Here is a 26,837-nt window from a genome sequence, read left to right on the forward strand (position 1 = left end):
TACGGGTGGGAACTGCGGGAGGCGGGCGCCGGCCTTGGCCGGCGCCCGGGCCGCTCAGAGCTGGAGCGACTTGGTCTGGAGGTACTCGGTCAGGCCGTGCGGGCCCAGCTCGCGGCCGACGCCGGACTGCTTGTACCCGCCGAAGGGCGCGAGGAGGTTGAAGCGGCCGCCGTTGATGTCGACCTGGCCGGTGTCCAGCTTCCGGGCGAAGGCGACCGCGGTCTCCTTGTCCGCGGCCCAGACGCCGCCCGCGAGGCCGTAGACCGTGCCGTTGGCGATCTCCACGGCCTCGTCCTCGTCCCGGTACTTCATGATCGAGATGACCGGGCCGAAGATCTCCTCCTGCGCGATGGTCATGTCGGGGGTGACGTCCGCGAAGACGGTGGGGCGGACGTAGTAGCCGGACGGCAGGCCCTCGGGGGCCTCGGCGCCGCCGATGACCAGGCGGGCGCCCTCCTCCTGGCCCTTGGCGATGAAGCCGCGCACCCGGTCGCGCTGCTTGGCGTTGACGACCGGGCCGAGGCGGCTCGCCTCGTCCTGCGGGTCGCCGGGCACGTACTTGGCGACGATGTCGGCGGCGAGCCGGACGGCCTCCTCGTACTGGTCCTCGTGGACGAGCATGCGGGTCAGCGCGTTGCAGGACTGGCCGGAGTTGCGGATGACGTCGGCGACGTTGACCTTCACGGCCTTGGCGAGGTCGGCGCCGGGCAGGATGACGTTGGCGGACTTGCCGCCCAGCTCCAGCGCGACGCGCTTGACGGCGCCGCCCGCGATCGCGCCGATCTTCTTGCCCACCGCGGTGGAGCCGGTGAAGGAGACCAGGTCCACGCCCTCATGCTCGGCGAGCGCCTGGCCCGCGACCGTGCCGAGCCCGGTGACGAGGTTGAAGACCCCGGCCGGGATGCCCGCCGCGTCCACGCACTCGGCGAAGAGCTGGGCGGTGAGCGGGGTGTCCTCGGCGGGCTTGAGGACGACGGTGCAGCCGGCGGCGAGCGCCGGGGCGACCTTGTTGGTGATCTGGTGCAGCGGGTAGTTCCAGGGCGTGATCGCGCCGACCACGCCGACCGGCTCGTGCAGCACGGTGGAGGTGCCGATCTGCTCCTCGAAGGAGTACTCGGCGGCGAGCTGGGCGTACGAGGCGGTCACCGCGATCGGCATGCCGGTCTGCACGTTCGCGGCGAAGGACTTCGGGGAGCCCAGCTCGGCGGTGATGGTCTCGGCGATCTCGTCGGCGTGCGCCTTGAGCTGCTCGACCAGCGCGGTGAGCTTGGCGGCGCGCTCGGTGGGCGCGGTGGCGCGCCAGCCGGGGAGCGCGGCGCGCGCCGCCCGTACGGCGGCGTCGATGTCGGCCGCGGTGCCGGCCGGAACGGTGGCGATCACCTGCTCGTCGGCGGGGTTGCGCACCTCGATGGTGTCGCCCCCCACCGCGTCCCGCCAGGCTCCGTCGATGTACATGCCGTCGTGTGCCTTCATCTCGGCGTCCTCCCGAGGGTGGTCGTCAGGTGCGCTAAGCGGGTGCTCATACGCCGCGCGTACAAACTATCGCCGCTAGTTTGCGGGGCGCCACCCTGCCGGGGATCCCATCTCGGCGATACGGGTGACCGGCGGCGCAGTATCCCACTCCCGCCTCTCGTACGGGTGACAGTCGGCGGAAGGGACGCACGCCGCACGCTCCCCCGCTACCGTGCGCGCCATCCAGCACCATTCACGAGTTCCGATGTACGGGGTGGCGACGCGCATGGTCCAGGAAACGGGGCACCGGCGCAGCGGCGAGCTGCCCGCCGAGACGACCAGCTTCATCGGCAGGAAGCGGGAGATCGCGCAGATCACGGAGGTACTCGACCGCTTCCGCCTGGTCACCCTCACCGGCCCCGGCGGGGTCGGCAAGACCCGTACGGCGGTGCGCGCGGCACATCAGCTGCGCGACCGGTCTCCGGACGGGGTCCATCTCGTACCGCTCTCCGCGCTCACCGAACCCGAGCTGCTGCCGACCACCGTGGCGGCCGCGCTCGATCTGCCCGAGCAGACCGCCCGGCCCGCCATGGAAGTCCTCACCGGCTACCTGGCGGACAAGCACACCCTGATCATCCTCGACACCTGCGAGCATCTGATCGACGCGTGCGCGGAGCTCGCCGACGAACTCCTGCGCACCGCACCGGACGTGCGGCTGATCGCGACCAGCCGGCAGCCGCTGGACATCGCGGGCGAGCACGTCCTGCCCATTCCCCCGCTGTCCGTGGCGGACGGCCCGGACGCCGCGGCGGCCCGGTGCGGCCGGTCCGGCGTGCGCTCCGACGCCCTGCAGCTCTTCGCGGACCGCACCGCCGCGGCGGTACCCGGATTCGCCCTCACCGACGACAACCTCGCCGACGCCGTCTCCCTGTGCCGCCGCCTGGACGGCATCCCCCTCGCCATCGAGCTGGCCGTGTCCCGGCTGCGCGCCCTGTCCCTGGAGGAGATCCTCGGCCGGCTCGACCGCCGCTTCCTGCTGCTCACCGGCGGCCGCCGCACCACCGTGCCCCGTCATCAGACGCTGCGGACCACCATCGGCTGGAGCCACGATCTGTCCACCCCCCAGGAGCGGGTGCTGTGGACCCGGCTCTCCGTCTTCGCCGGGGAGTTCAGCCTGGAGGCGGCGGAAGGGGTCTGCGCCGACGAGCACACCCTCCCGGCGGAGGACATCCTCGACGCGCTCTTCGGGCTGGTGGAGAAGTCCGTCGTGCTGCGCGTGGAGACCGAGGTGGGCACCCGTTACCGGATGCTCGACACGATCCGCGAGTTCGGCCGGGACCAGCTCGCCGCGGGCGCGGAGGAGGCGGCCCTGCGGAAGCGCCACGCGGCCTACTTCCTCGACCGGGCCGGGCAGTTCGATGCCGCATGGACCGGTGACGCCCAGCTCGCCTGGGTACGCAGGTTCCGCTACGACCAGGCCAATCTGCGGGCCGCGCTGGAGACCTGCGTCAGCACCCCGGGGCTGGCGTACGACGGCCTGTGCCTCGCGACCCGGCTGTGGGGCTACTGGCAGTGCACCGGTCTCTATACCGAGGGCCGCCACTGGCTGCGCCGCGCCCTCGAAGGCAGCCGCGAACCGACCCCCGAACGCGTCAAGGCGCTCTGGCTCACCAGCTGGTACCTGGACATCCAGGGCGAGCGGGGCGACAACTGGGCGCTGCTCGACGAGGCCGAGGAGATCGCCGCCCGTGTCGGCGACGCCCGCGGTCTCGCCTGGACGCACGCCTACCGGCACCACGCCCGCTATTTCCGCGGCACCGTCGACGGTGTCGCCGAGGGATACGACGAAGCCCGCCGGCGGATGGCCGAAGCAGGCGACGAAGTGGCCCTGCTGATCACGGCCTTCCAGCTCGCCTTCGCCCACTTCCTCGCCGGCGGCATCGGCGAGGGCATCGCCCTGTGCGACGAATCCCTGCGCCGCAACTCCGCCCATCCGCAGGAACACTGGTCGCGCAGCTGGGCCCTGTGGGTCAAGAGCGTCGGCCTGTGGCTGAAGGGCGAGTCCGCGCAGAGCATCGAGTGCTGCCGCGAGGGCATCCGCTCCAAGGCCGCCCTGCGCGACACGATGGGCATCGCGCACTTCCTGGAGGGCTTCGCGTGGTACGCGGCGGAGCAGGGCCACTTCGAGCGGGTGGGCACCCTGCAGGGCGCCGCCGACGCGCTGTGGCGCAAGGCCGCCAAGGAAGCCCGGTTCGGCATCCCCGTGCTGCACGAGCTGCACGGCAAGGCGGCCGGTCTGGCCCGCCGGGCGCTGGGCGCGGACGCGTTCCACCGGGCGTTCACCGAGGGCAACGCGCTGACGCTGGCCGAGGCCGTGGACCTGGCGCTGGACGAGGACCTCACGAAGATGCCGGAGCTGCCGGCCCGGCCGGGCAGCCCGGCCGACGAACTCACCCCCCGCGAGCGTCAGGTCGCGGCGCTGGTCGCCCAGGGCCTCACCAACCGGGAGATCTCCGAGAAGCTCGTCATCTCCAAGCGGACCGTCGACTCGCACATCGAGCACATCCTCGCCAAGCTCGGCTTCAGCTCCCGCGCCCAGATCGCCGCTCTTCAGGACGGCACGCCCGAGCCTCCGCAGCCCTAGGGGGCTTGTTGCGGCGCCCGCCGGCCCGGCGCCCGCCGGCCCGGGGCTCGCCGCCGGACCCGCGCGGCGCCCGTACCGCGACCGCGGCCGAGCCCAGCAGCAGCACGCCGAGCAGGACGAAGGGCGCGGCGGCGCCCGCGACACCGGCGGCGAGGCCCGCACCGGCGGGCGCCGCGACCTGGCCGAGCCGGTTGCCGGTGAGGCGCAGCGCGAGGGCCGTGGAGCGGGCGTCGTCGGGGGCCGCCTGCACGACGGTGCTCATGGAGAGCGGCTGGCCGACGCCCAGGCAGAAGCCCAGCGCGGCCAGCACGAGGGCCAGCCCCCAGACCGGCAGCGGCACGGCGATGGCCGCGCACAGAAGGGCCGCCGCCGCGCAGGTGGTGGTCAGCAGGACGGTGCGGCCGAGGAGCCGCAGCATCGGGGTCATCGCCAGCCGGCAGGCGATGGTGGCCGCGGCGCGCAGGCTCAGCAGCACGCCGATGGTGGCGGGCGCGATGTGGTGGGCCTCGCCGACGACCGGGAGGTAGGCGGTGAGGATGTCGGTGGCGGAGAGCACCGAGAGGCTGATGAAGATGCCGGCGCCGACGCCGCGGGTGCGCAGGATGCCGAGGACCGGTGCCCGGCGGGCCTCGGCGCGCGACGCCCCGCCCGCGGGCCGCGCGTCCCGCCGCTCCAGCCGCCACAGGGCGGTGCAGGCGCAGGCCGCGGCGGCCGCGGAGACCAGCAGCGCGGTGGCGCTGGTCCGGGCCATGGCGCCGTCGTCCTCGGAGATCAGCAGCCCCGCGCCGACCGGCCCGATGAGCTGGCCGAGCGAGGCGCCGATGGTGAAGTGCCCGAAGTTGCGGTCGCGCTCCTCGGGGGCGCTGCGCCGGGCGACGATGGACTGGGCGCCGATCACGAAGCAGAGGTGGCCGAGGCCCATCACGCCGCTCCAGGCGGCCATGGCGGGCAGCGAGCCCGCCACGCCGCTGAGCGCGCAGCCGCCGGTGATCAGCGCGACGCCGACGGCCAGCAGGGGCGTACAGCGGCCGTGGTCGGTGCGGCGGCCCAGCGGGACCGCGACCAGCAGCGGCAGCAGCGCGTACACGCCGGTGATGACGCCGACGGCGGTCTCGTCGGCGCCCAGCGCGAGCGCCCGGTAGGAGACGGCGGGCCGTGCCATGCTCACCGCCGCCTGGGCGAAGGAGAACGTGAGTACCAGGCGCAGCAGCCAGCCCCTGCCGGGCGTCGCGGTCTTCATGGGTCAGATGATCCCGTACAGGAGTCCCGCGCCGAGCACCACCAGCGAGGTGAGCGCGGCCCATTTCACGGTGAACCTGGTGTGGTCGCCGAACTCGACCTTGGCCATGCCGACCAGGACGTAGACGGCCGGGACGAGCGGGCTGGACATGTGCAGGGCCTGGCCGATGAGGGAGGCACGGGCGATCTCCAGGGCGCCCACCCCGTGGGAGGCGCCGGCCTCGGCGAGGATCGGGACGATGCCGAAGTAGAAGCCGTCGTTGGACATGAAGTACGTCAGCGGGATGCTGAGCAGGCCGGTGACCAGGCCCATGTGCGGGCCGAGCGCGTCGGGGATGTTGGAGACCAGCCAGCGGGCCATGTGCTCGACCATGCCGGTGCCGGTGAGGACGCCGGTGAAGACGGCGGCGGCGAAGACCATCCCGGAGACGTTCAGGACGTTTTCGGCGTGTGCCGCGATGCGTGCCTTCTGGTCCTTCATGTGCGGGAAGTTGACCGTCAGCGCGATGGCCGCGCCGATCAGGAAGAGCACCGGGATGTCCATCACCTGCATGATCAGCAGGGTGAGCAGCGCGACGGTGAGCGCGGCGTTGAACCAGTACAGCTTGGGGCGCAGGGTGGCGCGCTGCGGGTCCAGGCCCTGGAAGTCGCCGTCGAAGGCCGGGCCGCCGCCGGTCCCGGCGGAGCCGCCGCCGGTGGGCAGCGTGCCGGCGGTGGTGCCGCCCTTGGCGCCGGCGCCCGCGCCGACGAGGACGGTCTCCTTCTCGGTGACCTCGGCGTCCTCGGTGACGACCTCGGCGTGGCCGGGCTCGTCGAGGGTGAGGAGGCCGAGCCGCTTGCGCTCGCGGCGGCCCAGCACGTAGGCGAGGGCGAAGACGGCGACCAGGCCGGTGGCCAGGGCGGGGATCATGGGGACGAAGATGTCGCCGGCGTCCAGCTTCAGCGCGGTCGCGGCACGGGCCGTGGGGCCGCCCCAGGGGAGCGTGTTCATGACACCGTTGGCGGTGGCGGCGACGCCGGTCATCACCACGAGGCTCATCTTCAGGCGCTTGTAGAGCGGATACATCGCCGAGACGGTGATCATGAAGGTGGTGGAGCCGTCGCCGTCCAGCGAGACGATCGCGGCGAGCAGGGCCGTACCCACGACCACGCGGACCGGGTCGGCCTTGCAGAACTTCAGGATGCCGCGGACGATCGGGTCGAAGAGGCCGACGTCGATCATCACTCCGAAGTAGATGATCGCGAACATCAGCATCGCGGCGGTCGGCGCCAGGTCGCCGATGCCCTTGATGACGTAGTCACCGAGGTTCGCGCCCTGTCCGACCAGGACACAGAACAGCGCTGGAATGAGCACAAGTGCCGCCATCGGCGACATCTTCTTCATCATGATCAGCACCAAGAAGGTGGCAATCATGACAAACCCGAGGATTGTCAGCATTGGGGGTACCTCACGTTCGCCCTTGAACACCTGCCAGGGGGTGGCGGTCGCAGCGACGTTAGGGGCGGCGAAGTTTTGTTAACAAGACCTTGACGTGTGAGCAATACGAGCAAAACCCCAGGTCAATAGGGGGAGCGGGCGCAGCGCGCTCAGTCCAGCACCCGCCCCAGGTACGCCCGCAGCAGCTCCTTGGTCTCCGCGACGATCGCCGGATCGCCCTCGGGCGCGACCCGGAAGGCCAACTGCACCAGTGCGTCCGCCGCCTCCACGCCCACCAGGAACGCGGTCCGCAGCCGCTCCTCCGCCGGGTCCAGGCCGAGCGGCCCGGCCAGCAGCGCCAGCAGCCGGTCGGCGACGCGGTGGTTGGCCTCCCGGGTGGCCTGCGGCGCCGGCACGGTGAACTCCACCAGCGCGAAGCCCGGCACGGACCGCTTCATGGCGAGGTACTCCTCGACCACCACATCCATCGCGTACCGCCAGTCCAGCCGGTCCCCGGCCGCCGCGAGCCCGGCGGTGACCCGCTCCGCGTACCCGTCGAGGTTGCGCAGCGCCAGCGCCTCGGCCATCGCGCGCTTGTTGGGGAAGAAGCGGTAGACCGAGCCGATGGGCACCCCGGCCCGGGCGGCCACGGCGCGGGTGCTCAGGTCCTCGTACCCCTCCTCGTCGAGGACGTCGGCGCAGGCGTCGAGGATGCGGGTCAGACGCTCGGCGCTGCGTCGCTGGACGGGGGCACGGCGGAGTGACGGGGTATCCACGTACTCCATCCTGCCCGCACTCCGGCCGGTTCCCGCCGCACGCGGGGGTGACACCGGGCGTTTCCGTTGACGGGCCGGGGCACCAATCCTAGTGTCATGCACAGGATTCCTTGAGCGGCGGGAGCACGCGATGACAGGCACGGACGCGGAGCGGGCGAGGAAGACGGCCGAGGGACTGGCCCACTCCTCGGGGTTCGGGAACGAACACACCTCCGAGGCCGTCCCCGGCGCACTGCCCACCGGCCGCAACTCCCCCCAGCGCGCCCCGCTCGGCCTGTACGCGGAGCAGCTCAGCGGCACCGCGTTCACCGAGCCGCGGGCCGCCAACCGCCGGTCCTGGCTGTACCGCATCCGCCCCTCCGCGGCCCATCCGCCGTTCCGCCGGACGGACAACGGCGGCCTGCGCGGGGCCCCCTTCACCGAGACCGAGCCGGACCCGAACCGGCTGCGCTGGAACCCACTGCCCGAGCCCGCGCCCGGCACGGACTTCGTCGCCGGGCTGTGGACGCTGGGCGGCAACGGCGACGCGCGGCAGCGCACCGGCATGGCCGTGCATCTGTACCACGCCAACGCCTCCATGGAGCGCCGGGTGTTCAGCAGCGCGGACGGGGAGTTCCTGATCGTCCCCGAGCACGGCGGGCTGCTGCTGCGTACGGAGTTCGGGCTGCTGCGCGCCGAACCGGGGCACGTCGTGCTGATCCCGCGCGGCGTGCGGTTCCGCGTCGAGCTGCTGGCGGCCGGCGCCCGCGGGTACGTCTGCGAGAACTACGGCCGCCCCTTCCAGCTCCCCGACCTCGGCCCGATCGGCGCCAACGGGCTGGCGAATCCCCGGGACTTCCTGGCCCCCGTCGCCGCGTACGAGGACGTCGAGGGCCCGCACGAGGTCCTCAACAAGTTCTGCGGCAACCTCTGGACCGCTACCTATGACCACTCCCCGCTCGACGTCGTCGCCTGGCACGGCAACCACGTCCCCTACGTCTACGACCTGCGGCGCTTCAACGTCATCGGGTCCATCTCGTACGACCACCCGGACCCGTCGGTCTTCACGGTGCTCACCTCCCCCTCCGACACCCCGGGCCTGGCGGGCGTGGACTTCGTGGTCTTCGCGCCGCGCTGGCTGGTCGGCGAGGACACCTTCCGGCCGCCCTATTTCCACCGCAATGTGATGAGCGAGTACATGGGCCTCATCGAGGGCGCGTACGACGCGAAAGCGGAGGGCTTCGTGCCCGGCGGCGGGTCGCTGCACAACATGATGTCCGCGCACGGCCCGGACCGCGCCACCTACGAGAAGGCGAGCACCGCCGAGCTGAAGCCCCAGAAGGTCGACGACGGGCTGGCGTTCATGTTCGAGACGCGCTGGCCGGTGCTGCTCACCGAGCAGGCCCGTACCGCCGACCACTTGCAGAGCGGCTACGACGACGTGTGGCAGGGTCTCGAACGTCAGTGGGAGTCCGGGGGAGGATTCCCCGGAGAACACATTCGTCCCTGACCGGAGCCCGCCGTGACGACCTTCGCGCCCGACTCGCTCGCCCTGAACCGCAAGCTGCCCCTGTGGTACCAGGTCTCGCAGTCGCTGCGGGCCTCGATACTGGGGCGCTCCCCCGAGGCCCCGCTGCGGCTGCCCACCGAGGAGACGCTCGCCGCGCACTACGGGGTGAGCGTGCTGACCATGCGGCAGGCCCTCAAAGAGCTGGAGACCGAGGGGCTGATCAGCCGGCACCGGCGGCGCGGCACGTTCATCGAGCCCGCCGCGCGGCGCGGCACCCCGGTACGGCTGCTGGGCTCGGTGGACGCCATCGTCGCCCAGCAGTCCGGCATGGTGAGCGAGCTGCTGGAGCACGGCACGGGCCCGGTGCCGCCGGAGCTGGCCGAGCACTTCCCCGGGCTGCCGGAGGTCGCCGTGTACCGGCGGCTGCGCAGCGACGAGCGGACCGGCGAGCCGACCAACCACGCCGTCAACCACGTCCGTCCGGACGTCGCTGCCCGCATCGACCCGGCCGAGCTGGAGCGCCACCCGATGACGAAGGTGCTGCGGGACGCGGTGGGCGTACGGATCGGCCGGATCACCGACACCGTGGAGGCGCGGCTGGCGGACCCGGAGACCGCGCGGCTGCTCGAGGTCCCGCTGCTCAGCCCGATCCTGCACTACACGGGCATTACGTACGACGAGGCGGGGCAGGTGGTGGACGTGGCGCGGATCCATTACCGGGGCGACCGTTTCTCGTTCACGGTGACGCTGGACGCCCACTGACGCTGCTCCGTGCGACCCTGCCGCCGGTTCCGGGGCGTGGTTACGATGCCGGGGTCATCCGAACCGTCCGGGAGGGTTGCCGCGTGACGGCCAAGCAGGACGTGCCCCTGCTGTCCGACCTGATGCCGTGGTCCGTCGCCGCGCCGCGGCTCGGCCGGGCCTGGATCATGGCGCCCGACACCGGGTCGCTGCGGGCGCGCTGGGACGCGCTGCTGCGGGCCGACGGCCCCGCGGAGCGCGAGCGGCTCTTCCGCCCGTCCCGGGCCCGCACCCTGCACACCGCGGTCGGCCAGCTACCCGGCCAGGCCACCGCCACCGGCCGGCTGGCCCGGCTGGCCCCGGGCGACGCGCCCTGCGCGGAGCCGCTGCGGGTCCGGCACGGCGTGTACGACCAGCTGTGGCTGCTGCCCGACCACCGGCTGATCGACGCGGCCCGGCCCGAGCTGTGGCGGGTCGCGGACGCCGCCCAGCTCTTCGCCGTCGAGCAGCCGCGCGTCCCGCAGGACACCGGCCCGGCGCTCGCCCTCTCCACCGTCCTGCCCGTCGGCCGCCAGGGCCGCGTCCGCCCCCTGTACCGCCGCCCCGCCGGCACCGAACCGAACCTCGCGCCCGGCCTCCTCCGCCACCTCGGCGACCGGCTCGGCCACCCGGTCACCGCCGAGGACGCCTTCGCCTACCTCGCCGCCACCGCCCGGCACGACGGCGGCGGCATCGCCGTCCCGCTCACCGCGGACCCGGACCTGTGGGCGCGCGGGGTGGCGCTGGGGCGCGAGCTGATCCGGCTGCACACCCGTGGCGCGGGCACCGGCGAGCGCCCCCGGCTGCCCGGCGGGCGCCGCCCGTACGTCCGCGCCGCGCTGCCCGCCCGGGGACTGCCCACGGAGATCGCGTACGACCCGGAGGAGGAAGCGCTGGACATCGGCGGGGGCCGGATCTCCCCCGTACCGGCCGCCGCCTGGGACGCGCACGCGGGCGGCGTCCGCGTCCTGGAGGCGTGGCTGGAGCGGCGCACGGGCGCCGTCGAGCCGGGCACGCTGGAGGCGGTCCGCCCCGCCGCCTGGCCCCAGGAGTGGACCACCGACCTCCTGGAGCTGATCACCGTACTGGCCCTGCTCGGCGAACTCGCCCCCGAGCAGGACCGTTTGACGGCCGCGCTCGCCGCGGCCACGACAGTCGGCGCGGCGGAGCTGACCGCCGCGGGCGTCCTCCCGGCCCCCGCGGCGGCGCGCCGCCCGGCCTCCGTCCTGGACCACCAGGAGGAGGGCCCGGAGGGCCAGTTCGCGCTGCTCTAGCGGAGCCCGCGGCGCGCAGGGTTACTTCTGCGGCACGAGCTCCGGCCCCAGCGAGCTGAACTTCTCGCTGCTCACCACGCGCTTCGGGGGCCAGGTGATGTTCGGCGGCGGCCAGGACTGGCCGGTGCGCTCCAGGAACCACTGCGGCGGCTCGTACATGGGCGGCTCGTAGCCGTCCGGGAGGGCGGTCTTCCAGCGCACGCCCTTGGTCCGCTCGGCGAACTCGTCCTTGACCGCCTTGAGCCGCGCGGGCTGGGTGATCAGGTCCACCGCGGTCGCCGCGAGGTACTTCGCCGCCGCGAGGAGGGCCGCGTGGCCGGGCGCCGCCGCGGCGCAGGCGGCCGTCGACCAGGTGTGCATCTTCGTGCCGATGGGGGCCAGCGCCGCGCCCATGGAGACGGTGGGCACGTTCCAGCTGATGTCGGCGACATCGGTGGAACCGCCGCCCATGAAGACCGGGTTGGGCGGGGTCAGTTCGCCGATCTTGTCGTGCAGCCCCTTCTCGGGCAGACCGAGCGACTTCTGCAGGTCCTTGGCCAGCCGCTGGGCCTCGTCGCTGAACTCCGGCGGGCCGATCTTCCGCATGTTGTCGTGCATCAGCTCGGCGAAGGACCGGGACGGCAGCTGGTTCCAGCAGGCCGAGGTGATCCGGTGCCGGACGGTGGTCCGGCTGGCCTTGGCGGCCGCCTCGGACACCTCGATGACCTTGTCGAGCAGGACCTGGACCCGCTCCGGGCTGCCCTCGCGCACGTAGTACGAGATCTCGGATATCTCCGGGGTGACGTTCGGGATGTCACCGCCGTTGTTGATCACCCAGTGCAGCCGCCCGGACGGCGCGAGGTTCTCCTCGCGCAGGAACTCCGACATCGTCGCCATCATCACCGCGGCGTCCAGCGCGCTCTTGTTGCCGAGCGGGGTGCCCCCATGGCCCGCGACGCCGAGGAAGGTGAAGGTGACCGCGGTCATCGCGGTGGACGAGCCCCAGCCGGTCGCGTTGGAGGTGGACGGGTGCCAGTCCAGGAAGGCGTCCAGCCCGTCGTACACGCCCTTGCTGACCGCGTACGTCTTGCCGATCAGCTGCTCCTCGGCGGTGGAGCCGAAGAACTTCACCGTCACGTCGAGGCCGTGGGCCTTCGCCGCCTTGGCCACGGCTGCCGCGGCGGCGGCCGCCGCGGTACCGAGGGCGCAGTGCCCGCAGCCGTGGCCGGGCCCGTACCCGGGCGCGAACGGGTCGTGGACGTACTCCAGCGGGTCGTGGTGGCCCACGCCCTTGCGCTGCGACAGCCCCGGCAGCGCGTCGTACTCGCCGCTGAAGCCGAGCACCGGGCCGCCCTTGCCGTGCCGGAAGGTGGCGGTGAAGGCGGTCGGGAAGCCGGCCGTGCCGAACTCCACGTCGAAGCCGGCGGCCTTGAGGAAGTCCGCCTCGGCGAGCGAGGACTTCCACTCGCGCAGCGAGAGTTCGGCGTTCTCCCAGATCTCGTCGTCCAGCCCGGTGATCCTCGCCCGCTGGTCGTCGATCCAGGCCAGCGCGGCGGCCTTGGCCGGGGAGTCCTCGGCCAGCCCCTCGGGCGCCCGATATCCGTCGGGGTCGGCGGCGGTGGCGTCGGACGCCGCGGCCATCGCGGGGTCGGCGGCGGCGCTCATGGCCGCCGTGCTCACCCCCGCGGCCCCCAGCAGTTGAACGATCCTGCGTCTGCTGAGCCCGCCGGGGGCCGCCCCCGCGTCGTGCCCGTGCTTGTGCTCGTGGTCGTCGTGCAGATCACACACCGGCGCCTCCCGCGGCAGAGATGGTTGTACGGGGCAAGCGATCTGCACCCTGGCGCGGAATGATCGTCACGTCAACAGCCCGGTGAGAGATCACCGTTACGAGTGAGGCGGTGATCCGGCCGGAAACGGCGAACGCGCCCGTCCTGCCCCCGGGCTGCCGGGGAGGAGGACGGACGCGTACGACCGTGACACTGGGCTGCGTGGCCGGGACCGGGCGGTGTCCAGGGGCCCGCGGACGGGGCCGGATCAGCGGCGGGGAGCTGTCGGGGCGCACTCGGGGCGCACCGGAGCACCGCTCGGCGCGGCTCCGCTCAGCCGTGACCGCCGAAGAGCGACCGGCGCAGCCGGCGCAGCGGCGCGAAGAGCGACACCCGCGCTCCGCGGCTCTTCCGCGTCCGCGCGTGGTCACGCTTGGTGATCTCCTGCATCAGCGACGTGGCGCCTTCGGTCTCCCGCTGCGGTATCGCCGGTCCGCCGAGCACCGCGAGGTGGCGGTCCAGACGCGCACTGGACGCGCCGCCGCATGTGATGGCAGGCACTCGCGGCCTGCTGCGTACTGCAATCTGTTCCATGACACTCCCCACCCGTACGAGGGCACCCGGCCCGGGCAGGGTAACCCTATCTCTCCCGCACGACCTTCGCGCAGCCCGTTATCAGTATTCACCTGCCCCGCAAGGGCGTTGACGAACACCATACGGAACGTCCGCGTACCGCACCTACTCCAGGTCGAGTTGACGGCGTACGGGGGCACGCGGTGGCCCCGAGCGTGCGCCCCCCATGACGGAGCGTCACCACCGGGCGCCGGACCCTCTCACGCGCCGCTCCGGATTGCCGCCGAGGGGGCGGCAACGGCGGCGAACAGAGGTACGTTTTCTCCACATCGCTCCTTTTGCGGGGTCGAGGGGGCTCGTGCCATGGACGCAGGTGCGGGGAACGAACGGGTACTGGCGGGCCGCTACCGCCTGCTGGACGAGCTGGGCCGCGGCGGCATGGGCGCGGTGTGGCGGGCCCGGGACGAGCTGCTGGGCCGCGAGGTGGCCGTCAAGGAAGTGCGGGTGCCGCGCGAACTGCCCGCGCACGAGGAACGGTTGCTGTACGCGCGGCTGGAGCGGGAGGGCCGGGCCGCGGCCCGGATCGCGCACCGCAATGTCGTGACCGTCTTCGACGTCGTCACCGAGAGCGGCCGCCCGTGGGTCGTGATGGAGCTGATCCGCGGCCTCTCGCTGGCCGAGGAGCTGGCGGCGGACGGTCCGCTCTCCCCCGTGCGCGCGGCCCGGATCGGCGCCGAGGTACTGGCCGCGCTCCAGGTGGCGCACGCGGCGGGTGTGCTGCACCGCGACGTCAAGCCCGGCAACGTCCTGCTCGCGAACGACGGCCGGGTGGTGCTCACCGACTTCGGCATCGCGACGGTCGAGGGGTCCTCCGCGCTGACCCTGACCGGCGAGCTGATCGGCTCGCCCGAATTCCTCGCGCCGGAGCGGGCGCTCGGGCGGACGCCGGGCCCGGAGTCGGACCTGTGGTCGCTGGGCGTGACGCTGTACACGGCGGTGGAGGGCGCGCCGCCGTTCCACGAGGAGACGCCGCTGGGCACGATGCGCGCGCTGGTCGACGAGGAGCTGCCGCCGCCGCGCCGGGCGGGCCCGCTGGCGCCCGTACTGGCGGGGCTGCTGCGCAAGGACCCGCGCGAGCGGCTGCCGGCGGAGGAGGCCGCGGGGATGCTGGCGGCGGTGGCGAGCGGCGGGCAGCCGGTCACGGTGACGGCCGCCGCACCGCCGTCCCCGTACTCCCCGACGCTCGCGGCGCCCGGTGTGCCCTGGGGCGGCGGCACGGGCTCCGCGTCAGGTGCCCCGCCGCCTCCCGTGGGCTCCTACGGCCCGCACGCCACGCAGCCGCACCGCCGCCGGCGCCGCTCGGCCGCCGCGCTGGCCGCGACCGCCCTGGCCGTCGCGCTGGCGGGCGGCGGCGCCGCCTGGGCACTGCTGGGCGGGAACGGCGACCCGGGGCCCGGAGCGGACGACCGCACGCCGTCCGCGAGCGCGCCGCCGGGGACGTCCCGGGGCGAGGACACCGGCCGGGGCGGTGGGTACGGGGGCGGGGCGCGCACGTCACCGCCCGAGGTCAGGGTCACGGCCGCCGTGTCGACCCTGCGCGGCAGCTACGGGGGCCGCTGCCCGCCGCCGGCCGCCGCGGCCCCGGCGTTCTCCGGGGTCATCACGGTCAGCCGCGGTCCGGTCGAGGTGGTCTACCGCTGGGACGTCGACGGCCGCGGCACCTCCGACGGGCCGTGGCGGACGGTCCGCTTCCCGGACGGCGGGGCGCAGCGGGTGACGGTCGGGCTCAAGGTGACGGCGTACGAGACGGGCGGCACCCGGACGGGCCGGGCGGGGCTCCGGGTGCGCAGCCCGGCGGCGGTCGCCTCGAACCGTGCCGCGTTCTCCGTGACGTGCGAGGGGGAGGCCCCGGGCGGCGGGGCCTCCCCTGCTCCTTCCTCCTCGGCGCCGGTCCCTACGGGCACGCCCCCGGAGCCGTCTCCCACCGAGGCGCCTCCGGAGCCGTCCCCTACGGACACGGGGGCCTCCCCTACGTACAGCGGGGGCTCGCCCCCAGGGGGCACGAGCTCGCCCTCAGGGGACACGGGCTCGCCTTCAGGGGATGAGAACGCGCCTTCGGAGGGCGACAGCTCGCCCTCGTACGGCGGGGGTTCACTCCCGTAGAGGTCACGCGGTGGCGCGGAACACCGGCAGATAGCCGCTGGACTGGCCGGTGGCGGTCGGGTGGTAGGACTCCTCGACGGGATAGGCGACGCTGTGCAGCCAGGAGCTGCCCGAGCAGATCTCGTGGCCGGCGAAGGTGGTGTTGGCGTCGCCGAAGGCGAAGCCGTGGTCGGCGGCGCGCTTGGCGGTGACGGCGTTGAGGTCGTCCGCCGCAGCGTTTATCGCGGCGCGCTCCTTCTCGGTGAGGCCGGCGACGCAGCTGCCGCTCAGCTTGTAGAAGCGGGGATAGCCCAGGACGGCCACCCGGGCGTTGGGCGCCTTGCCGGAGATGGCGCTGTACACCTGGTCCAGCTTCCCGGGGAGGGTGTTGTTGATGTACGTGCGCGCCTGCTGGACCCGGGACAGGCAGGTGCTCTCGGAGTAGAGCACGCAGGTGGTCATGGTGTCGGCGAAGCCGGCGTCGTTGCCGCCGACGGTCAGGGAGACGAGGGTCGTGTCACCGTTCACCGAAGTCAATTGACTGTTGAGGACATCACCCGTACGGGCCCCCGAGCAGGCCGCGAAGGTGAACGAGGCGGGTGAGTTCGCGGCGGCCCAGAGGGCGGGGTACGCCTTGCTGCTGCGCTTGCAGGAGCCGCTGCCACTGTCGTAGCTGCCGGCTCCGAGGCCGGAGGAGTAGGAGTCGCCGAGCGCCACATAGCGGGCGGCGCCGTCGAGTTGGGCTGCGGAAGCGGGAGCGGTGCCGATGAGCGCCAGGGACGAGGCGGCGAGGAAGGCGGACAAGAAGCCCGCGCATCTGGAAACTCTCATGGAACCTCCAATAGCAGGATCTCTGCCGCAACCGTGGTAGCAGTACGACACGGGTGATGGAAGTGTTCATGCCAACTTTGCTACCCGCGTAGAGCATTACTGGCCATGCGCCTCGACGGATTGCCGCACTATGTCGTGCATATGACATCAAGCCAGGCCCTCTTGAATATCGCACTACCTCTCGGCGAATCTTTCGTCCGGGCGGCCACTCGCACCCTCAACAGCCGCCCGTAGCACACGAATCCGTGTGCCACCCCCCAAGCGCACGCACCACGCGCACCTGATGAGGAGGACCCCCTCGCATGGCAGTGATGCGTACCACCACGAAGGTTTTCGGCCGGATTCCGGCCAGGCTCCGGATCGCCACCGCGATCACCGCCGCGTCGGCCGCCGTCACCCTCGGCGTCACCGCGCTCCCCGCCCAGGCCGCACCCGCCGAGGGCACGGTCATCGGCGCGGGTGCCGAGAACGCCGTCCGGGGCAGCTACATCGTCACCCTGAAGAAGGCCGCGGGCCTCAAGGCCGCGTCCGCCGACGGCAGACGCCTGATATCCGCGCACGGCGGCACCGTGCGGCACACGTACACCGCCGCGCTCAACGGCTACGCGGCCCACCTCTCCGCGGCGGAGGCGAGACGCCTGGCCGCCGACCCGGCCGTGGACCAGGTGTTCCAGGACACGACGGTGCACGCCACCGGCACCCAGGCCAATCCGCCGTCCTGGGGCCTGGACCGCATCGACCAGACGAACCTCCCGCTGGACCGCAGTTACACGTACCCGGACAGCGCCGGAAGCGGTACCACCGTGTACGTCATCGATACCGGGGTCCGGATCAGCCACCAGGACTTCGGCGGCCGCGCCGTGAACGGCTACGACGCGGTGGACAACGACAACGTCGCGCAGGACGGCAACGGCCACGGCACCCATGTCGCGGCCACCGCGGCCGGCACCAGCTACGGCGTCGCCAAGAAGGCCAGGATCGTCGCCGTACGTGTGCTCAACAACTCCGGTTCCGGCACCACCGCCCAGGTCGTCGCGGGCATCGACTGGGTCACCAAGAACCACAGCGGCCCGTCGGTGGCGAACATGTCGCTGGGCGGCGGGGTGAGCACCGCGCTGGACAACGCGGTGAAGAACTCCATCGCGAGCGGCGTGACGTACGCGATCGCGGCCGGTAACTCCAACGCGGACGCGAACACCTCCTCGCCGGCCCGCGTCCCCGAAGCGCTCACGGTCGGCGCCACCACCAGCACCGACGCCCGGGCGAGCTACTCCAACTACGGTTCCCGGCTGGACCTGTTCGCGCCCGGCAGCAGCATCACCAGCGCCTGGCGGACCTCCGACACCGCCACCAACACCATCTCCGGTACGTCCATGGCCACCCCGCACGTAGCCGGCGCGGCCGCCGTCTACCTCGCCGGGCACCCGTCCGCCTCACCCGCAACGGTCTCGAGCGCCCTGGTCGGCGGCGCCACGTCCGGCGTCGTGACCAGCCCGGGCAGCGGCTCCCCGAACAAGCTCCTGAAGATCGTTCCGTAACCGCCGGGCGCCCGCGCACGCCGGCGCCCACCACGCTTCCGACACGACCGGAAGCACCTGTTCCCCAGCTCGTACCACAGGTTGCCGACGAGCCACGTCCACCGTGAACAGCGCGGCGGACGTGGCTCGTTCACGTCTCCTCCCCGCCTTGACGGGCACCCGGCAGGCGGGCCACATTGAAGCCCGGCATCGGGTGCGTATGAGCATCAGGCCGCTTTATGGGGGGCAAAGCTGCCAATGCAGACCAAGACCATCAACAGCAACAGATCGAGCGGCAGCAGACCGGTCCGGGGGGAGCCGACGCCACTGCTCGCGGGCGCCGCCGTCGCGGTGGGGGGTGTGGGGGCCGTGCTGGCGCTCGCCGACCTCGCCTCGCCGCTGCGCGCACCCTGCACGCTCTTCTTCCTGCTCGGCGCGCCGGCGGCCGCCATCGCCGCCGCCCTGGGACGCCTGGACCCGCTCAGCCGCACGGTGGTCGCGGGCGCGGGGGCTCTCGCCGTCGACATGCTGGTCGCGCAGACGATGCTGGCGCTGCACGTGTGGTCGGCGCGCGGCGGGGTCGTGGCCGTGGCGGCGATCAGCGGCACCCTCTTCCTGCTGGCGAGCGTGCGGCGCCGGGGTGCGTCCGCGCCAGATGCACGGACGGACTGAACGTGGACATCAGCGTGTACCGCCCCGGCGAACTGAGCGGCGCCGACCGGGCGGCGTGGACCGCCGTGCAGTCCCAGGCACACCTCCTGGGCACACCGGCCCTGGCGAATCCCTTTCTCGCACCGGAGTTCGCGCTCGCGGTGGGCCGCTGCCGCCGCGGCGTGCGGATCGCGGTGATCCGGGAGGACGGCGAGCCGGCCGCGTTCCTGCCCTTCCAGCGGACCTCGCTGGGCGTCGGGCGGGCGATCGGCCTCGGCGTCTCGGACGCCCAGGGCCTGGTGCACCGGCCCGGTTTCCAGTGGGACGCGCGCGAGCTGCTGCACGCGTGCGGGCTGGCGGTGCTGGAGTTCGACCACCTGGTCGAGGGCCAGAAGCCCTTCGAGACGCATCCGCTGCAGTCGTTCCCGTCCCCGGTGATCGACGTGGACCAGGGCTTCGAGGCGTACCTGGCCCGGCTGCGGAAGCAATCGCCGAAGTTCACCCGCACCACCCTCGCCAAGGAGCGCAAGCTCGGGCGGGACGTGGGCGAGGTGCGGTACGTCCACGACGAGCGCGATCCGGCCGTTCTGCGCCGGCTGATCGACTGGAAATCGGCGCAGTACCGAAGAACAGGACGCAGCGACCGCTTCGCGCGGCCGTGGATCACGCACCTGGTGGAGCAGTTGTTCCACACCCGCACCGGCTCCTTCGCGGGCGTGCTGTCGGTCCTGTACGCCGGCGGGCGGCCGGTCGCCGCGCACTTCGGGCTGCGTTCGGAGCGGGTACTGGCGTGCTGGTTCCCCGCCTACGACCCGGAGTTCGCGAAGTTCTCGCCGGGACTGATCCTGCATCTGCGGATGGCCGAGGGGGCCGCCGCGGATTCCATGGCGTACCTGGACCTCGGCCGCGGCGAGAAGGAGTACAAGGACTCTTTCAAGACGCGGGAAATCCAGGTTTCCGAAGGGTGGGTGACGCGGCGCCATCCGGTGGCGCTGGGACATCGCGCGCGGCGCGCTCCGGTAAAAGCACTGCGGAACACCGTGGTGACCCGGCCGGAATTATTCGAGCCGGCCGACCGACTGCTCAAACGGATGGGCCGGATCCGTACCGGAGACCACGGAATGATCCGCTCCTTTTCCACCGACAAGACAAAAGGGGATTTGTAGTTTCAGCTCTTGCCATAGAATGCCAATCATCAATACGGTCGTACAATCCACCCGCAACGGAACGTCATCCAGCGGCTCTAGGGGAGGGCTCAAGCGCCGCGACGGGGCCCGGGGCGGGGCGCGGTAGGGGGGTGCCGTGCTCGATACGTGTGCCAGCGTCGAGCCACGAGCCGCGGAAACACGCATGCCAGCTCGCTCTGTCCGTCCGGTGTTCCAGTTCCATGCCGTGCTGAACAGAGTGTGAACCCCCCTTTCGAACCGGAAACACATCCGGGCTGCCCGGGGGTGGGCGGCCTACCGGACGAGAGGGAAAAAGACTCATGAGCTCGTTCCTTCGCCCTGCGGAGACGGATCAGAAATCCGCCGCGCGGATTCCCGCACAGGCGCAATACCGACCCGTTTCCTCGCACTTGGCGATAGCCCCGCCGGTCAGCGTCGTGATACCGGCGATGAACGAAGCGGAAAATCTCCCGTACGTCTTCAAGACACTTCCGGACTGGATCCATGAAGTGGTCCTGGTGGACGGGAATTCCACCGACGACACCGTGCAGGTGGCGCGGGACCTGTGGCCGGACGTCACGGTCGTGAAGCAGCGCGGAAAGGGCAAGGGGGATGCCCTGATCAGCGGCTTCGCCGCGTGCACCGGCGAGATCATCGTCATGATCGACGCGGACGGCTCGGCCGACGGCGCGGAGATCGTCTCCTATGTCTCGGCGCTGGTCGGCGGCGCCGACTTCGCCAAGGGCTCGCGGTTCGCCAACGGCGGCGGCACCGACGACATGACGCCCATCCGCAAGCTCGGCAACCGTGTGCTGACCACCCTGGTCAACGCCAAGTTCGGCGCCCGCTACACCGACCTGTGCTACGGCTACAACGCCTTCTGGCGGCACTGCCTGGACGAGATCGCGCTGGACTGCGCGGGGTTCGAGGTCGAGACGCTGATGAACATCCGCGTCGTCAAGGCAGGGTTACGCGTCCAGGAGATCCCGAGCCACGAGTACAACCGCATCCACGGCGTCAGCAACCTGCGCGCGGTCCGGGACGGCATCCGGGTCCTGAAGGTCATCCTGCGCGAGCGCGGCACCCGTAAGCGTGCGGTGCGCCCGGCGATGATCACGGGAGAGGTGTCTTGAGCGTCCGCATCTCCGTGGTGATCTGCGTGTACACCGAGGACCGCTGGGGCGACATTCTCGCCGCGGCGGCCTCGGTGCGTGACCAGCTGCACCCGGCACACGAGATCCTGCTCGTCGTCGACCACAACCCGGCCCTGCTGACGCGGCTGCGCACGCAGTTCGCCGGGGCCACCGACATCAGCGTGCTGCCCAACGCCGGGCCCAGAGGTCTCTCCGCCGGCCGCAACACCGGCGTCGCGGAGTCCACCGGCGAGGTGGTCGCCTTCCTCGACGACGACGCGGTCGCCGAGCGCGAGTGGCTGCTGCACTTCGCCGAGGGCTACGCCGACCCGAAGGTGATGGCGATCGGCGGCCGCACCGAACCGGTCTGGGCCTCCGGGCGCCGCCCCGCGTGGTTCCCCCGGGAGTTCGACTGGGTCGTCGGCTGCACCTACCTCGGCCTGCCGCCGGGCCGGACCCGGGTGCGCAACGTCCTCGGCGGCAACGCCTCGTTCCGCCGCGAGGCGTTCGAGATCGCCGGCGGGTTCGCCACCGGCATCGGCCGGGACGGCGACAAGCGGCCGCTGGGCTGCGAGGAGACCGAGCTGTGCATCCGGCTCACCCGCGCCTGCCCGGACGCCGTCCTGCTCATCGACGACCGCTCGGTGATCCACCACCGGGTGCCCGCGGGCCGCGAACGCTTCGCGTACTTCCGCACCCGCACCTACGCGGAGGGCCTGTCCAAGGCCCTGGTCGCGCGCAGCGTCGGCGCTCAGGAGGGGCTGGCCACGGAGCGCCGCTACACCACCCGCGTACTGCCCGCCGGGGTGGCGCGCGGCGTCCGCGACGCGCTGCTGCGCAGGCCGGGCGGCGCGGCCCGGGCGGGCGCGATCGTGGCGGGCGTGGCCGCGGCCGCCGGCGGCTATCTCGTCGGCACCGCCCGCACCCGCCGCTCCGGCGGCGCCTTCGTGATCGCGGCGGTACCGGGCCCCGCGCCGGACACCGGGAGCGAGCCGCCGCCGGCCGAACCGGTACGGCTGACCGTACGCACCGAGAAGCCCGCGCGCGCCGACGCCCAGGGCCCCGCCGAGGGAGTGCTGCGCGGCGACGAGGGGGCGGTCGCATGACCGGCCCCGAAGGCACCGGCCTTGAGGGTTCTGTCCTCTCCCCCGTGCCGATCCTCATGTACCACGCGGTCGCCCACAAGCCGGCCCCCGCGACGCACGGCCTGTCCGTCGCGCCCGGCGCGTTCGCCGAGCAGATGGCGGTCCTGGACGACGAGGGATACCACCCGCTGACCACCGCGCAGCTCGCGGCGGCCTGGCGGGATGGCGCCCCGCTGCCCTGCCGCCCGGTCCTGATCACCTTCGACGACGGCTACGAGGGCGTGCACCGCTACGCCCTGCCCGTCCTCGCCAAGTACGGCTTCCCGGCCACCCTGTTCGTCTCCACCGGCTGGCTGCCGGGGCCGTACGACACCGGTGGCGCGCTGGACACCATGCTCGGCTGGGAGCAGGTGCGGGAGCTGGCATCCGCCGGGGTGGAGATCGGCGGCCACAGCCACACCCACCCCCAGCTGGACCAGCTCGCCGACGACCGGCTCTGGTCCGAAGTGCTGCGCTGCAAGGCGATCGTGGCCGAGCAGCTGGGCGCGGCCCCGGTGTCCTTCGCCTACCCGTACGGCTATTCCAGCCGGCGGGTGCGGCGCACGGTGCGCGCCGCCGGCTTCCACCAGTCGCTGGCCGTCGGCAACGGACTTGCCGGGTACCGGCAGGGCCCGTACGCGCTGCGCCGGCTGACCGTGCGGCGGAGCACGGACCTGGCGGAGTTCCGGCGGATCGTCGCCGGCGAGGCCATCGGCCGCACCTTCGCCAAGGACCGCGTCCTCACCAAGGGCTACGCCCTGCTCCGCAGATCGCGGCAGGCGATCCGGCACTGCACGCCCGGGAGCTGACCCCCGCGCGGTGCAGCGCCGACGAAAGGCCGTCAGTGGGGCCCGGTGACACAGAGTGCCGGGCCCCAGGAAAGGGAACCCGAGCCAGTGTCTGACACGACCACCCGGACCGAGGAACGCCCGCAGGACCAGGCACCGGGCGGGCGCAAGCCGCGGTTCCCGGGGCGCGGCGGCGGCACGCCCCTCTTCCGCAACGCCTATGCGCTGATGCTCAACACGGGCATCTCCGGGCTGCTGGGCCTCGGCTTCTGGCTGGTCGCCGCGCGCTACTACACCGAGTCCGCGGTCGGCCAGGGCTCGGCCGCGATCGCCGCGATGAAGCTGCTGGCCGGGCTCACCGCGCTGACGCTGACCGGCGCGCTGGCCCGCTTCATCCCGGTCGCCGGGCGGGCCACGGGCAGACTGGTCTTCCGTACGTACGCGGGCAGTTCGCTGGTCGTGGCGGTGGCCGCCGGCATCTTCCTGCTCACCCTGGACCTGTGGGGTCCCTCGTACCGTTTCCTGCACGGCCCGCTCAACGGCCTGGGCTTCATCGTGGCGGTGATCGCCTGGTCGCTGCTGACCCTGCAGGACGGGGTGCTGACCGGGCTGCGCAGCGCCCTGTGGGTGCCGGTGGGCAATCTGGTCTTCTCGGCGGTGAAGCTGGCGCTGCTGATCGCGATGGCGGCGGCGATCCCCACCGCGGGCGTCTTCGTCTCCTGGGTCGCGGCGATCGCGGTGTCCGTGCTCCCGCTGGGCTGGCTGGTCTTCCGGCGCCTCGTGCCGCGCCACATCGCCGCCACCGCGCCCACCGTACGGCCGCCCTCGCTGCGCGAGATGGGCCGCTTCCTGGCCGGCGACTACACCGGCTCCCTCTTCTCGCTCGCGGTGGTCTACCTCGTACCGGTCATCGTCGCCTCGCAGGTCAGCGCGGCCGACAACGCGTACTTCTACATCACCTCCACGATCGGCGGCACGGTCAACCTGCTCGCCATCAACATGGGCGCCTCGCTGACCGTGGAGGGCGCGCACGACCCGGCGCGGCTGGCGGAGAACACCCGCGCGGCGCTGCGCCGGATGGCCCGCATCATGCTCCCGGTCTGCCTGTTCCTCTTCGTCTGCGCGCCGTACATCCTCGGCGTGTTCGGCAAGGGGTACGCGGATGCCGCGACGCCCCTGCTGCGCTGGCTCGCGGTCGGCGCGGCGCTGCGCGTGGTGATGGAGACGTACTTCGCGGTGCTGCGCGCGCAGAGCCGCACCTCGGGCCTCGCCTACCTCCAGGGCCTGCTGTGCCTCCTCGTGCTCGGCCTGACGCTGCTCCTGCTGCCGCGGCTGGGGCTGGCCGGTGCGGGCGTCGCGGAGGTGTGCAGCCTGGCCGTGATCGCCTCGATCGCGACGGTGAAGCTGTACGGCGTGGTCCGCGGCCGCCCGGTGGCGCCGCTGGCCAAGACGCCGGCCGACGGCGTGGCGCCCGACGGCGACCTCGCGGACCTGGCGATCCACGGCGACCTGGGTGACGCGGTCCGCACGCCCACCTGGGCGCAGCGCGCCCGGCTCGACGTGGACACGATGCCGCTGGGCGTGCATGTGGACTTCGATCACATGGAACGCCGCCCGGATGTGCGGCCGCCGCTGGTGGAGGAGCCGGTGCCGGAGGCGTACCGGAAGACGGCGGGCGCCGGTACGGGTACGGCGAGCGCCGGTACGGGTGCGCCTCCGCCCCCGGGGAAGCCGTCCTGGGCGAAGGAAGCGGCACAGGAGGCCCCGCAGGAGGCTGCGCAGGCGCCCGGCGGCCCGGCGGAGGCGCATACCCTGCCGCTGCCGGTCGTGGTGCCGCAGAGCGCCTCGGAGGCGCACACCGTACGGCTGCCGAGGGTCACCCCGGCGGCCGCGGCCCCGGCGGCTCCTGCCGCGGCGGGCCGCACGGCCGGCACGAGCGGCGCGTCCCCGGGCGCGCGCGGCAGTGTGGCCGCCCGTCTCGCCGCCCGCCCGGACCTCGGCGTCTGGGCCCTGCTCGGCACCGCGCTCGCGCTCTTCTGGCTGCCGCTGCGCGGGATGGGCGACGCCGACCTGGACCGGATGGGCGGCCTCGGCCTGATCTCCGTCCTGCCGGTCGCCACCCTGGCCGGCGCCGCCCTGCTCGCGGTGGCCTTCGCCGCGGCGCTGTGGCTCTCCCGGCCGTACCGGGTCCTGCTGGCCGCGACGCTCCTGCTGACGGTCGTGGCGCTGCACGCGCTGCCCGCCGTCCTGGAGGCCGAGCCGCGCTTCGCCACCGCCTGGCAGCACCTGGGCTTCCTGGACTACATCGGCCGCACCGGCACCGCCGTACCGGACCTGGACGCGCGCTGGAGCTGGCCGGGCTTCTTCGCCGGGGCGCAGTTCCTCGCCGAGGCGTGCGGCGTCACCGACTTCGACGCGCTGCTCCGCTGGTGGCCGCTGACCATCCAGCTCCTGTACCTGGCCCCCGTGTTCCTGCTGCTGCGCTCCGTACGGGCGGACTGGCGCGCGAAGTGGAGCGCGGCATGGCTGTTCGCGCTGTGCGGCTGGGTCGGCCAGGACTACTTCTCGCCGCAGGGCTTCACGTACCTGCTCTACCTCGTCTTCGTCGCGGTGCTCCTGGTGTGGTTCCGCGACCCCCGGGTGCTGCGCGGCAAACTGCGCCCCGGTGAGGCCGAGGTGCGCCCGGCGGACCGCGGACAGCGCGCGGTCCTGCTCTGCGTACTGATCGCCCTGTTCACGGTCTCCGTGGCGGGCCACCAGCTCACGCCCTTCGTGATGCTCGGCGTGCTCGTCTTCCTGGTACTCGTGCGCCGTTCGACGCTGCGCGGCCTGCCGCTGCTGCTCGGCGTGCTGGTCGTCTTCTGGATCGGCTTCCTCGCCGAGCCCTACTGGTCGGGCCACTTCGACGAGCTGTTCGGCGGCATCGGCGGCCTCGGCTCCAACGTCACCTCCTCCGTGGCGGGCCGTATCGAGGGCGGCAGCAGCACCCACAAGCTCGTCCTGTACACCCGGGTCCTGCTGGCCGGTTCGGTGCTCGCGCTGGCCTGCTGGGGCGTGCTGCGGCGGCGCACGGCGGGCTTCGCCGAGCGGTCGCTGCCGGTACTCGCCTTCGTGCCGTTCCTGGCCTTCGGGATGCAGTCCTACGGGGGCGAGATGGCGCTGCGCGTCTTCATGTTCGCGCTGCCCGGCGCGTGCGTGCTCGGCGCGCTGGCGCTCTTCCCGCGCCCGGACGCCGAGCGCCCTGCTGAGGACGGCCCTGCCGCCGGTCGCGCCACCGCCGATCGCCCTGCTCCCGGCCGCCGCGGTCTCGGGCCGCTCGCGGCCATGCTGGCGGGCCTGGTGCTGGTCTTCGGCTTCCTCGTGGCCCGCTGGGGCAACGAGCCGTTCGAGCGGACCCGGACCGGCGAGGTCGCGGCGATGGAGTACGTGTACGCGCACGACGAGCCGACCGTACGGCTGCTGTGGCTGACCGACGATCCGGTCGACAACGTCACCCCGGACATGCCGTGGGGCGCCAAGGACATGGAGCGCGTCCAGTACGAGCCGACCCTCGCGCCGCGCGACCCCGTGCTCGTCGGTCCGCTGGTCAAGGCGCTGAGGGAGGCGGGTCCGCAGTCGTACCTGATCGTCAACCGCGGCCAGTCCGAGGCGCTGCGGCTGGACGGCGGCTACCCGGACAGCTGGGAGCGGCGGCTGCGCGCGAACCTGGACAACCGTCCCGAGCTGCGGCGGGTGGTCGTCAACGCCGACGCCGTGCTGTACGAGCTGACGGATCCGCCGGCCGGCCCGGTACCGCAGCCCGCCCCGGGCCCGGCGGGCCCGAAGGTCACCTGGACGCCGTGGTCGGTGGCGGGCGGCCTGGCGGTGGTGGCGCTGATCGTGCTGCTGGGCACCCGCGAGATCGTGCGGGTGGCGCTGCCGCCGAGCGTGGGCAAGCAGCGCTGGGTCCAGGGCTCGTTCTGGTTCTCGCTGCCGCTCCTGGTGGTCTTCCTGGCGGCGCTGGTACAGCGATTCGTGACGCTGTCGTAGACCGCCTCAGGAGGGCTGCCTCCGCCCTGCTTCAGGAGGGCTGCCTCCGCCCCGCCTCAGGAGGGCT

19 protein-coding genes are annotated in these 26,837 nt (G+C 72.8%); 12 read left to right on the forward strand and 7 right to left on the reverse strand.

Translation table 11 applies throughout. The annotated features are described in order from the left end of the window. Positions 1–54: 54 nt before the first annotated feature. Positions 55–1,473 (reverse strand): aldehyde dehydrogenase family protein, encoded by a 1,419-nt coding sequence (locus ACIGXO_RS28665; protein ID WP_399792527.1) that lies wholly within the window; start codon positions 1,471–1,473, stop codon positions 55–57. Positions 1,474–1,738: 265 nt separating this feature from the next. Here ACIGXO_RS28665 and ACIGXO_RS28670 point away from each other — a divergent pair, with 265 nt between their 5' ends. Further along, positions 1,739–4,096: an ATP-binding protein gene (locus ACIGXO_RS28670; RefSeq protein WP_399792529.1), complete on the forward strand. Its 2,358-nt coding sequence runs from the start codon at positions 1,739–1,741 to the stop codon at positions 4,094–4,096. On the opposite strand, the gene ACIGXO_RS28675 is transcribed toward ACIGXO_RS28670, so the two are convergent. The 3 genes from ACIGXO_RS28675 to ACIGXO_RS28685 all read right to left on the reverse strand — a co-directional run bounded on the left by ACIGXO_RS28675 (position 4,035) and on the right by ACIGXO_RS28685 (position 7,537). Then, positions 4,035–5,336, reverse strand: a complete 1,302-nt coding sequence (locus ACIGXO_RS28675; protein ID WP_399792531.1) for an MFS transporter — start codon at positions 5,334–5,336, stop codon at positions 4,035–4,037. The genes ACIGXO_RS28670 and ACIGXO_RS28675 overlap by 62 nt on opposite strands. A gap of 3 nt (positions 5,337–5,339) precedes the next feature. Next, positions 5,340–6,773 (reverse strand): CitMHS family transporter, encoded by a 1,434-nt coding sequence (locus ACIGXO_RS28680; RefSeq protein WP_399792533.1) that lies wholly within the window; start codon positions 6,771–6,773, stop codon positions 5,340–5,342. Positions 6,774–6,922: 149 nt separating this feature from the next. Further along, complete coding sequence (locus ACIGXO_RS28685; protein WP_399792535.1) at positions 6,923–7,537, reverse strand: TetR/AcrR family transcriptional regulator; 615 nt, start codon at positions 7,535–7,537, stop codon at positions 6,923–6,925. A gap of 121 nt (positions 7,538–7,658) precedes the next feature. Here ACIGXO_RS28685 and hmgA point away from each other — a divergent pair, with 121 nt between their 5' ends. From hmgA to ACIGXO_RS28700, 3 genes are all read left to right on the forward strand, one after another. Further along, entirely contained in the window at positions 7,659–9,017 is a 1,359-nt protein-coding gene (hmgA, locus tag ACIGXO_RS28690) for a homogentisate 1,2-dioxygenase (RefSeq protein WP_399792538.1), read from the forward strand. A gap of 12 nt (positions 9,018–9,029) precedes the next feature. Beyond that, positions 9,030–9,779 (forward strand): GntR family transcriptional regulator, encoded by a 750-nt coding sequence (locus tag ACIGXO_RS28695; RefSeq protein ID WP_399792540.1) that lies wholly within the window; start codon positions 9,030–9,032, stop codon positions 9,777–9,779. Positions 9,780–9,862: 83 nt separating this feature from the next. After that, positions 9,863–11,071 carry a type ISP restriction/modification enzyme gene (locus tag ACIGXO_RS28700; RefSeq protein WP_399792542.1) on the forward strand — a complete coding sequence of 403 codons (1,209 nt, stop codon included), beginning with the start codon at positions 9,863–9,865 and terminating at the stop codon, positions 11,069–11,071. Positions 11,072–11,092: 21 nt separating this feature from the next. Here the strand turns inward: ACIGXO_RS28700 and ACIGXO_RS28705 are convergent, their stop codons facing one another. Beyond that, positions 11,093–12,838 carry an amidohydrolase gene (locus ACIGXO_RS28705; RefSeq protein WP_399792544.1) on the reverse strand — a complete coding sequence of 582 codons (1,746 nt, stop codon included), beginning with the start codon at positions 12,836–12,838 and terminating at the stop codon, positions 11,093–11,095. A 311-nt stretch (positions 12,839–13,149) separates the two neighbouring features. Then, the gene (locus tag ACIGXO_RS28710) at positions 13,150–13,410 is read right to left on the reverse strand and encodes a hypothetical protein (RefSeq protein ID WP_030252229.1); all 261 of its coding nucleotides are present in this window, start codon (positions 13,408–13,410) and stop codon (positions 13,150–13,152) included. Between the two features lie 342 nt (positions 13,411–13,752). Between ACIGXO_RS28710 and ACIGXO_RS28715 the strand changes: the two genes are divergently transcribed. Next, complete coding sequence (locus tag ACIGXO_RS28715; protein ID WP_399792546.1) at positions 13,753–15,552, forward strand: protein kinase; 1,800 nt, start codon at positions 13,753–13,755, stop codon at positions 15,550–15,552. A 3-nt stretch (positions 15,553–15,555) separates the two neighbouring features. Here the strand turns inward: ACIGXO_RS28715 and ACIGXO_RS28720 are convergent, their stop codons facing one another. After that, the gene (locus ACIGXO_RS28720; protein ID WP_399792548.1) at positions 15,556–16,362 is read right to left on the reverse strand and encodes an SGNH/GDSL hydrolase family protein; all 807 of its coding nucleotides are present in this window, start codon (positions 16,360–16,362) and stop codon (positions 15,556–15,558) included. Positions 16,363–16,664: 302 nt separating this feature from the next. Here ACIGXO_RS28720 and ACIGXO_RS28725 point away from each other — a divergent pair, with 302 nt between their 5' ends. From ACIGXO_RS28725 to ACIGXO_RS28755, 7 genes are all read left to right on the forward strand, one after another. Continuing rightward, positions 16,665–17,900 carry a S8 family peptidase gene (locus ACIGXO_RS28725; protein WP_399792550.1) on the forward strand — a complete coding sequence of 412 codons (1,236 nt, stop codon included), beginning with the start codon at positions 16,665–16,667 and terminating at the stop codon, positions 17,898–17,900. 237 nt (positions 17,901–18,137) lie between these two features. Continuing rightward, positions 18,138–18,551, forward strand: a complete 414-nt coding sequence (locus tag ACIGXO_RS28730; protein ID WP_399792552.1) for a hypothetical protein — start codon at positions 18,138–18,140, stop codon at positions 18,549–18,551. 2 nt (positions 18,552–18,553) lie between these two features. Next, a complete protein-coding gene (locus ACIGXO_RS28735; protein ID WP_399792554.1) occupies positions 18,554–19,696 on the forward strand; it encodes a GNAT family N-acetyltransferase in 1,143 nt (380 codons plus the stop codon). Between the two features lie 320 nt (positions 19,697–20,016). Further along, the gene (locus ACIGXO_RS28740; RefSeq protein WP_399792556.1) at positions 20,017–20,829 is read left to right on the forward strand and encodes a glycosyltransferase family 2 protein; all 813 of its coding nucleotides are present in this window, start codon (positions 20,017–20,019) and stop codon (positions 20,827–20,829) included. Then, on the forward strand, positions 20,826–21,935 hold the full coding sequence (locus tag ACIGXO_RS28745; protein WP_399792558.1) for a glycosyltransferase family 2 protein: 1,110 nt from the start codon (positions 20,826–20,828) through the stop codon (positions 21,933–21,935). The genes ACIGXO_RS28740 and ACIGXO_RS28745 overlap by 4 nt, the downstream gene beginning before the upstream one ends. After that, positions 21,932–22,762, forward strand: a complete 831-nt coding sequence (locus ACIGXO_RS28750) for a polysaccharide deacetylase family protein (RefSeq protein WP_399792560.1) — start codon at positions 21,932–21,934, stop codon at positions 22,760–22,762. Before ACIGXO_RS28745 ends, ACIGXO_RS28750 begins: the two co-directional genes overlap by 4 nt. Positions 22,763–22,849: 87 nt before the next feature. After that, positions 22,850–26,770: a polysaccharide biosynthesis C-terminal domain-containing protein gene (locus ACIGXO_RS28755; RefSeq protein WP_399792562.1), complete on the forward strand. Its 3,921-nt coding sequence runs from the start codon at positions 22,850–22,852 to the stop codon at positions 26,768–26,770. The last annotated feature ends 67 nt before the right edge of the window (positions 26,771–26,837 follow it).

Source organism: Streptomyces sp. NPDC053542 (assembly GCF_044544685.1).
GTDB lineage: Bacteria > Actinomycetota > Actinomycetes > Streptomycetales > Streptomycetaceae > Streptomyces.

Bases quoted from the DNA above. Each gene is read 5' to 3' on its own strand.
- ACIGXO_RS28665 (WP_399792527.1), bottom strand. From the start codon at position 1,473: ATGAAGGCACACGACGGCATGTACATCGACGGAGCCTGGCGGGACGCG.
- ACIGXO_RS28670 (WP_399792529.1), top strand. From the start codon at position 1,739: ATGGTCCAGGAAACGGGGCACCGGCGCAGCGGCGAGCTGCCCGCCGAG.
- ACIGXO_RS28675 (WP_399792531.1), bottom strand. From the start codon at position 5,336: ATGAAGACCGCGACGCCCGGCAGGGGCTGGCTGCTGCGCCTGGTACTC.
- ACIGXO_RS28680 (WP_399792533.1), bottom strand. From the start codon at position 6,773: ATGCTGACAATCCTCGGGTTTGTCATGATTGCCACCTTCTTGGTGCTG.
- ACIGXO_RS28685 (WP_399792535.1), bottom strand. From the start codon at position 7,537: ATGGAGTACGTGGATACCCCGTCACTCCGCCGTGCCCCCGTCCAGCGA.
- hmgA (WP_399792538.1), top strand. From the start codon at position 7,659: ATGACAGGCACGGACGCGGAGCGGGCGAGGAAGACGGCCGAGGGACTG.
- ACIGXO_RS28710 (WP_030252229.1), bottom strand. From the start codon at position 13,410: ATGGAACAGATTGCAGTACGCAGCAGGCCGCGAGTGCCTGCCATCACA.
- ACIGXO_RS28715 (WP_399792546.1), top strand. From the start codon at position 13,753: ATGGACGCAGGTGCGGGGAACGAACGGGTACTGGCGGGCCGCTACCGC.
- ACIGXO_RS28720 (WP_399792548.1), bottom strand. From the start codon at position 16,362: ATGAGAGTTTCCAGATGCGCGGGCTTCTTGTCCGCCTTCCTCGCCGCC.
- ACIGXO_RS28725 (WP_399792550.1), top strand. From the start codon at position 16,665: ATGGCAGTGATGCGTACCACCACGAAGGTTTTCGGCCGGATTCCGGCC.
- ACIGXO_RS28730 (WP_399792552.1), top strand. From the start codon at position 18,138: ATGCAGACCAAGACCATCAACAGCAACAGATCGAGCGGCAGCAGACCG.
- ACIGXO_RS28740 (WP_399792556.1), top strand. From the start codon at position 20,017: ATGAGCTCGTTCCTTCGCCCTGCGGAGACGGATCAGAAATCCGCCGCG.
- ACIGXO_RS28750 (WP_399792560.1), top strand. From the start codon at position 21,932: ATGACCGGCCCCGAAGGCACCGGCCTTGAGGGTTCTGTCCTCTCCCCC.